8 protein-coding genes are annotated in these 7,101 nt (G+C 34.5%); 7 read left to right on the top strand and 1 reads right to left on the bottom strand.

The window, feature by feature from the left end:
• Positions 1-605: 605 nt before the first annotated feature.
• Positions 606-1,670: an IS110 family transposase gene (locus tag DHD80_RS19555; protein ID WP_251743160.1), complete on the bottom strand. Its 1,065-nt coding sequence runs from the start codon at positions 1,668-1,670 to the stop codon at positions 606-608.
• A gap of 149 nt (positions 1,671-1,819) precedes the next feature.
• Here DHD80_RS19555 and DHD80_RS19550 point away from each other — a divergent pair, with 149 nt between their 5' ends.
• The 7 genes from DHD80_RS19550 to DHD80_RS19520 all read left to right on the top strand — a co-directional run bounded on the left by DHD80_RS19550 (position 1,820) and on the right by DHD80_RS19520 (position 6,951).
• The gene (locus tag DHD80_RS19550) at positions 1,820-2,590 is read left to right on the top strand and encodes a tetratricopeptide repeat protein (protein WP_251743159.1); all 771 of its coding nucleotides are present in this window, start codon (positions 1,820-1,822) and stop codon (positions 2,588-2,590) included.
• A 168-nt stretch (positions 2,591-2,758) separates the two neighbouring features.
• Complete coding sequence (locus tag DHD80_RS19545) at positions 2,759-3,796, top strand: serine hydrolase domain-containing protein (protein ID WP_251743158.1); 1,038 nt, start codon at positions 2,759-2,761, stop codon at positions 3,794-3,796.
• 113 nt (positions 3,797-3,909) lie between these two features.
• Positions 3,910-4,542, top strand: coding sequence for a DUF4386 domain-containing protein (locus DHD80_RS19540; RefSeq protein ID WP_251743157.1), 633 nt, complete (start codon positions 3,910-3,912; stop codon positions 4,540-4,542).
• A complete protein-coding gene (locus DHD80_RS19535) occupies positions 4,539-5,306 on the top strand; it encodes a DUF6090 family protein (protein WP_251743156.1) in 768 nt (255 codons plus the stop codon). Before DHD80_RS19540 ends, DHD80_RS19535 begins: the two co-directional genes overlap by 4 nt.
• 418 nt (positions 5,307-5,724) lie before the next feature.
• Entirely contained in the window at positions 5,725-6,213 is a 489-nt protein-coding gene (locus DHD80_RS19530; protein ID WP_251743155.1) for a hypothetical protein, read from the top strand.
• Between the two features lie 218 nt (positions 6,214-6,431).
• Complete coding sequence (locus tag DHD80_RS19525; protein ID WP_251743154.1) at positions 6,432-6,671, top strand: CopG family transcriptional regulator; 240 nt, start codon at positions 6,432-6,434, stop codon at positions 6,669-6,671.
• Entirely contained in the window at positions 6,664-6,951 is a 288-nt protein-coding gene (locus tag DHD80_RS19520) for a type II toxin-antitoxin system RelE/ParE family toxin (RefSeq protein ID WP_251743153.1), read from the top strand. Before DHD80_RS19525 ends, DHD80_RS19520 begins: the two co-directional genes overlap by 8 nt.
• Positions 6,952-7,101 lie beyond the last annotated feature (150 nt).

Genomic DNA, 7,101 nt, shown 5'->3' with positions numbered 1-7,101 from the left:
ATACAGGCCCTCTCAATGAGGGTACTACTTTTTTTTCATAACTTTCAATCTTATGTTAATACCTACTTAAAGGTAGTGAATAGTGATCTAATGATTGCTTGAAGCTACCTTTAGGTTTAGTTCAACATCGGTTAAGCGCAAATAGCGGGCAATTAGGTGAAAAGTGTTATTTTAGACATCAAGTAAAAAACAACTAAGCCGACAAGAACGCGTCCCTTCTATGTTGTATTCCAAGTTTCAGACAACTTTTTTCATATATTTAACATGTTAGCCTGAAGGGGAACTGAGCACTGCTGGAGAGCAACTCAACAGCAATAGGGCTTTCGACGGTGAATGCAAGGTCCCTTTCTCTGAAAGGGGACCTTTTAAAATTATTCATTGTCCTCCATGGCTAAGAAAACTCCACGTCTTTTAGCTTTATCATAATCAGTAATCGTAATAATATAAAACAGCCTTCTATTAACAGACTCTAATGAGCTGCATCGTCTTGTTCAGTTTATATAGTTAAGTGTGCCGTAGTCTACTAAATGACAGTCGTTACCGCTGCAGGGACGCGCAAACGGTCACACTTGAGGATGGCTGTTTTATAGATTACAATTTTAATGTTATTTATATCCCAGTTCATATCTGGTCCTGTTGTTCAGGACGAATCTCATCCTGCTCAATATTTTTTTGGTGATGCGTATGATCGCTTTGTTGGGTTTCATTCTATGGCCAAGTCTCGAATAGGTTGTCCCCAGGGCCGGATCTTTTCCAATGGCTTTCCAGGAGGCTTCTATCAGTATATCCCTGAGGATACGGTGGCCCCTAGGGGTGATCTCTCCGATCCTTTCGTTTTCTCCCGAGGAATTCGTGGACGGTACCAGTCCTATAAAACCACATAGCCTGTCAAGGCTTTTGAACCTTTTTATGTTTTCTATCTCTGTGAGGAAAGTTATGGCGGTGATATAGCCTACTCCCGGTATGGACTGCAGGAGTTCCATATTTTCCTTATACCGGGGAGTGGCAGAAAGTGTCTTGACTTTTCGGTTTATCCCAAGCTTTTGCGCATAAACATAGTGGTACTTGCCCAAATGACCGTCAAGGGTGTCCCGGAAGGCGCCGATCTCTATTTCCGTAAGCCATTTGATGAAGTTTCTGGTCCAGTTTTCGTTGCTCAGGCCTTCAGGGATATCGATCCCATTGCAATGAAGGAAGGATTTGATCTGTACCTTGGTCTTTGCAAGGTCCCTGGCCACGGTTTTTCTCAAACGAACAAGGCTTCTGTCCGCCAGGGTCTCGAGCGAGGGAACATAAATTGGTGTCAGTTCACCGTTCTTTAGGGAACGGGCGATTTTTTGACTGTCCCTCGAATCATTCTTCTGCACCTTCTCTTTTCCGGTCGTCGGGACATCTGCAGGGTTCACCACAATTGATTGGATACCCAGTTCCATTAACCGGTAATGGGGCATAAAACCAGCAAAGCCCGCTTCATAGGCACTGAAGTAATTGCCTCCGGGATAATGGTCCTCTAGGTGGTTCAAAAGTGTCCTGGCATTGGCATTCTGTGAAAAGGTTTTCTGGTAATAAGGATCCATCATTACCGTTACGTTCCAGCTCTTAAGGTGGGTGTCGATGCCCACATAAATGTTTTGGCCGGTGAAGTCGAATTGTGTACTTTGTGTCTGCATAAGTTTTGGATTTTAAAAGTAATTAAGTGACTAGATATTACTATATTAAAATAACTATCTGAAACTTATGCTTTTATCCTTTATACAAACATAGGGCCTACTCCACGCTACTTGCCTTAACCAAGACCGTTGTAATGCATTTTTATAAAATGAGAAGAACATTAAATTTTATATTTTTTCTAATAATTCTGAGTAGCTGTAACGATAATTCAGCTTCAAAAGAGGATCAACAAAATGCCTTAGAATTAAATAATGCAGCATCAGAATTTTTGATGAACGGAGAAATTTCCAAAGCAGAAAAATTCTATTCCAAGGCTTCAAAACTTGATCCAGAAAATATAGATTATAACTACGCTTTAATAGGGATTTTTATTCAACGAAAAGAGTTTGATAGAGCACATGAAACTCTAGAAAGTTTACCAGAATCAAATAAAGAAACACCGTACTACTTTCAAACCAAAGGATATATTTTTGAGAAGGCAGGAAAGTTGCAAAAGGCACAATTGAATTATAAAAAAGCATATAAATTAACAGATCCTATAAAAGTTAAAGAAGAAACAGATTTAATGCCCTTAATTGGTTTTTTAATGTTAGAAACTTTGGCAGGAGAAAAAGATAAAGCTGTTAATAGAATAAATAAAGTGTTACAGTCGAGTTGGTTAACGAATAGTAATAAAGAATACTTAGAAACATTCAGAAATGAATTTGAATATTATTCTGGAAAAGGTAATTCAGATTTCGAACAAAAAAAGGATCTGACTCTATGCACCAAGAATATCGATAGTTTAGAAAAAGTTCTGAAACAAAGACATATAAATATTTCGGGAACTTCTCAGACAAACGAAAAATATGATAAGATTTATATCTCTAAAAAATATGAAAAAGGACTGAAGAACTTAAAAACCAAGATTTGCGAATAAAAACGCATAACAACATCGGTTAAGCGCAAATAGCGGGCATTCTGGTGAAAAGTACTATTTTAGTCATCAAGTAAAAATCAACTAAGCCGACAAGAACGTGTCCCTACTCCACGCCACTTGCCTTAACCAAGACCGTTGTGGCTAATTTTTAACCAGAGCTGAAATAATATGGCAAAAAAAACTAGGACCTTGATACTTAGAGTAATATTGTTTGTTGGAACAATCGTATCATTATACTTTGTGCCTTGGCCTATAGTAAAAGCCTGGATAGCTCCGTTACCGAATTCAGTTCAAGAACAAGTAAACAGAGCGGAAGATTATGGATTTGATGGTATAATTGTTTGTATTAATAAAAAAGGGAGCCAAACAGAATTATATACCTCGGGCTATAAAAATAGAGAAAAAAAAATTCCAGCTGATCCCAATGCATTATTTAAAATTGCCAGTGTAAGCAAATTATATAATGCCTTAGCTGTTACCAAACTTGTTTCCAATGGAAAATTATCATTAGACAAAACACTTCCAGATTATTTACCCGAATTGAAGAACAGAATAGAATATGCAGATAAAATCACTTTGCGTATGTTGGTTAAACACAGAAGTGGCATTCCAAACTATACGGACACATATATGTACTGGGCAAACCCCAAAGAAACGGCAGATGAAAATCTGGCTTTGGTTTTGGATAAACCAGCCAACTTCAAACCCGATGAAGATTATGAATATTCTAACACCAACTACTTATTAATTGGAAGAATAATAAACCGAGTTCTTGGATATAGTAGCTTTCAATACATTCAAGAAGAAATATTAAACCCATTAAATTTAAAGCATACTTTTGGTTCTATTGAAGATGTAAACATAGATGATGTGATGAGCGGATACTATGTTGGTTACGATAAGGATTTAAAATCAGAAAACGTTGGTTCTATGTTGGCAACAGCCGACGACCTGGGCAAATTTATTCGAGCCTTAAATGATGGCTCCGCATTCGAAACAAAAGTAGAGCGGGAAATCTATTCTTCTATTTACAGATATGAACATACGGGTTTAATTCCGGGTTATCAGACTATTGCAAAATATCATCAGGATATTGATGCGGTAATTATTCAGTTTACAAACACGGTCAATTTCGAAGGATATAATTGGAGTTTATCTGAAATAATGTATGACCGTATTGTAAAAATTGTTAGTGAGAAACGCTAGCTGATAATTTCATAAAAATTATTATTTTTGGTTTCTAAAATACTGGTATAGAAGACATTTCATGTTCGTTCTAGTTGCAAAACATAGTAATTAATATAAAATAAATTATTAAAGTGAATTCAAGAAGCTTATCAATAACTGCCGGCATAAGCTATTGGATAATATTCTTTGCAGCTATCTTCGCTAACTTTTTTGTACTTGAAGCGATAATCAAATCACCAATAGAGACCATTCAGACTAATCATTTAATCGTTAGATTCGGAATAGTTGCATTTTTAATTACTGTTGTTTTCGATGTGGTGGTTGCATGGGCTCTTTTCAAACTGTATAAAACACATGATTTAATTGTTTTAAGTATATTTTTCAGAATGATGCATGCTGCTATCATGGGTGTAGCCATATTCGCGCTGCCATTAGCTTTAAATTCTACCATAGAAATAGAAATCCTAAATCAAGTAGATATTTTCAATACAATTTGGCTTATTGGTCTATTCTTTTTTGGAATACACTTAGTTCTCCTGAGTATCATAATAAAGAAACCTACATTCATTGCTATTTTCCTTTTGATTGCTGGAGTTATGTATATTACGGATACTACTGCACGTTTTTTAATTTCAAATTATGAAGACTATAGTTCTGTTTTTTTAATCTTAGTGGCTATCCCAAGTGTAATCGGGGAAATGTCATTTGCAATATGGCTTATAGTAAAGGGAGGCAAAGGTTTTAAGGAAATCAGGAAGAAATGATTAAATTTTTCAGAAAGATCAGGCTGAATTTACTATCAGAGAATAAGTTTACCAAATACTTATTTTATGCACTGGGAGAGATCATTCTTGTAGTTATTGGAATATTAATAGCCCTTGCTATCAACAACGCAAATCAAAACCGAATAAAAAGTAATAATGAACAAACATATTTAACTGGTTTAGAGCAAGAATTCAAAACTAGTAGATTAAAATTGCAAGAACTAATCTCAATAAACAAGAGAAATTGTGAAGGTTCAAAAAAGATCCTGGAATATATAACTTATAATGATGACAACCTTTCAGAAGCAGCGTTTTCAAATCTCTTATACAATACCTTCTCTAATGATATCAGCTTCAACCCTAATAATTCACTCTTAAATGAAATGATTAATTCCGGTAATCTTAAAACTCTCTCGAACGATGAATTAAGAAAAAAACTAACCAATTGGTTATCGACCATGGAAGATATTTCAAGACAAGAAAAAGAATTAAGTGTACAAAGAGAAAAGGTTTTGGATATGTTTAGGACGGATAAAACCAGTCTTCGGACTATTTTTGAACAAACAGGAATGTATGATCAAATTGGATTGCCCAAAGCTGAAAATGAGATTAGTAATTTACAATTACTAAATTCTACAGAATTTGAAAATAATGTACTCATGTTTATTTTCACTGGTTATGCCACAGAACAAGCACATTATGTTCCACTAATGCGAGATCTAGAAAGTACTTTAATTTTGATTAGAAAGGAAATAAAAGAATAAAACCTAGCATTTTCCATGTAGGGTTCAATATTAGAAATGAACACAAAAAAACTAGCCACAACACTGCTTCATCGCAAATATGCGGTATCCAAACAAAATCGATAACTTAGAACTCCAAATAACAAAACAATAAACCGACAACTCCGTGTGCTAAATTCCGCACACTTGCGATAAGCGAAACCGTTGCAGCGCATTTTTACATAATTCAGTAAAGAAGATAATCTGACTGACTAAAATACAGGAAAATGAAAATCTCAAAATTTCTAATATTTCTCGGATTAATATTGATAATATTCGAGTTTGTTTCCAAAATAATGCTTTGGCCAGATTTGTTTGACGGATTTTTAATTGGAACAATTATATTCACAGTTGGTTTAATATTATTCCTTACGAAAAAATTTAAAACGCCATAAAATAAATGATAGTGATAGAAAACTTTATTATTTCGAAAACTGATAATTTATATTTGACATTTTTAATATTATTATTCATTATTCCTTTCAACTTATCAAGTCAAAATTTATTTGAGGAAAAATTTGAAGGATGTGAAACTTCACATTTTGTAGTGGAGAAGGATAATATCACAGTTACACCAAAGGAAGATATAATCAATATACTTTCGACAAAATTTGATAAAGAAGTAGTTGAGAAGATTAGAGGTGTACTTTCTTTCCAAATTTTAGTTTATAAAAATGGTGAATCTTGCGTTCTTAGTTTACAAAATGAAACAAATATTGAAACAGATAAATTAAACCTAAAAGAGATTCTTGAAAATAATTTATCTTGGTCAAAACCAGATGAAAATAAGTCTGCTATTGTATCAATTAAATTTTTTGGTCACTCTGTTGGTTTAAAAAGAATTGGAATGAACGATAAAGGGTTTCACGAAATAACAGAACTAAAATAGAAGCTGATTCTAAAAAAAACGCGCAGCAACATCGTTTAACAGCAAATAGCGGGCATTCTGGTGAAAAGTGTTATTTTAGGGATCAAGTAAAATACAACAAAGCCGACAAGTTCGCGTCCTTACTCCACGCCACTTGCGTTAAACAAGACCGTTGGCAACAATATAAAAAATTTGCAACTGATACATATTTGGTGTAAATTTACATCAAATATCATATTATGACACGACAAAGTATTTCATTCACAAAGCCAAATGATGATTGGTTGAAAAACCAAGTGGACAAAAAAGAGTACTCTAGCAAAAGTGAACTTGTTAATGACTTAATCAGACAAGCTAGAAGTCAACAAGTTCAAATTGACTGGATTAAAACCAAACTAGAAAAAGCTGAAGAAAGTGGGTTTACTAGTGATAGTAAAGAGCAAATCCTAGCACAATCAAAGTCTCGACTTAATGGCTGATTATAGATTAAGTAATGAGGCTAAAGATGACTTGATACGAATTCATCATTACGGAGTCAGAAAGTTTGGAAATGCTCAAGCGGACAAATACTTTGATTCATTTTTTGAGTATTTTGACATTATTGCTCAAAGACCGTATTCCTTTGAATCGGTTGATTTTATAAAAGATGGATACAGACGTTGTGTATGCGGTTCTGACAGTATCTTCTATAAAATAAATAATAATATTGTTGAGATAATGGCAATTATCGGGAGACAAGATTTGAATAATATACTTTAATCTTTCGGACAAAAATACTGTTGCCAATAACTAAGCGTTCGTGTGGCCGGTACGGCCCAACATGAACGCAGTGTTGACTGAACCGGTTGTTTACCGATTGTCTACTATGGGGATTGGTCTAAATTGTGGGGTTGCTATTCAGCGATTTGG

This window comes from Gramella sp. AN32, assembly GCF_023718305.1.
Classification (GTDB): Bacteria; Bacteroidota; Bacteroidia; order Flavobacteriales; family Flavobacteriaceae; genus Christiangramia; species Christiangramia antarctica.
This window is presented reverse-complemented; position numbering and strand designations above follow the sequence as displayed.

Bases quoted from the DNA above. Each gene is read 5' to 3' on its own strand.
- DHD80_RS19520 (WP_251743153.1), top strand. From the start codon at position 6,664: ATGGCTGATTATAGATTAAGTAATGAGGCTAAAGATGACTTGATACGA.
- DHD80_RS19525 (WP_251743154.1), top strand. From the start codon at position 6,432: ATGACACGACAAAGTATTTCATTCACAAAGCCAAATGATGATTGGTTG.
- DHD80_RS19550 (WP_251743159.1), top strand. From the start codon at position 1,820: ATGAGAAGAACATTAAATTTTATATTTTTTCTAATAATTCTGAGTAGC.
- DHD80_RS19545 (WP_251743158.1), top strand. From the start codon at position 2,759: ATGGCAAAAAAAACTAGGACCTTGATACTTAGAGTAATATTGTTTGTT.
- DHD80_RS19535 (WP_251743156.1), top strand. From the start codon at position 4,539: ATGATTAAATTTTTCAGAAAGATCAGGCTGAATTTACTATCAGAGAAT.
- DHD80_RS19555 (WP_251743160.1), bottom strand. From the start codon at position 1,670: ATGCAGACACAAAGTACACAATTCGACTTCACCGGCCAAAACATTTAT.
- DHD80_RS19530 (WP_251743155.1), top strand. From the start codon at position 5,725: ATGATAGTGATAGAAAACTTTATTATTTCGAAAACTGATAATTTATAT.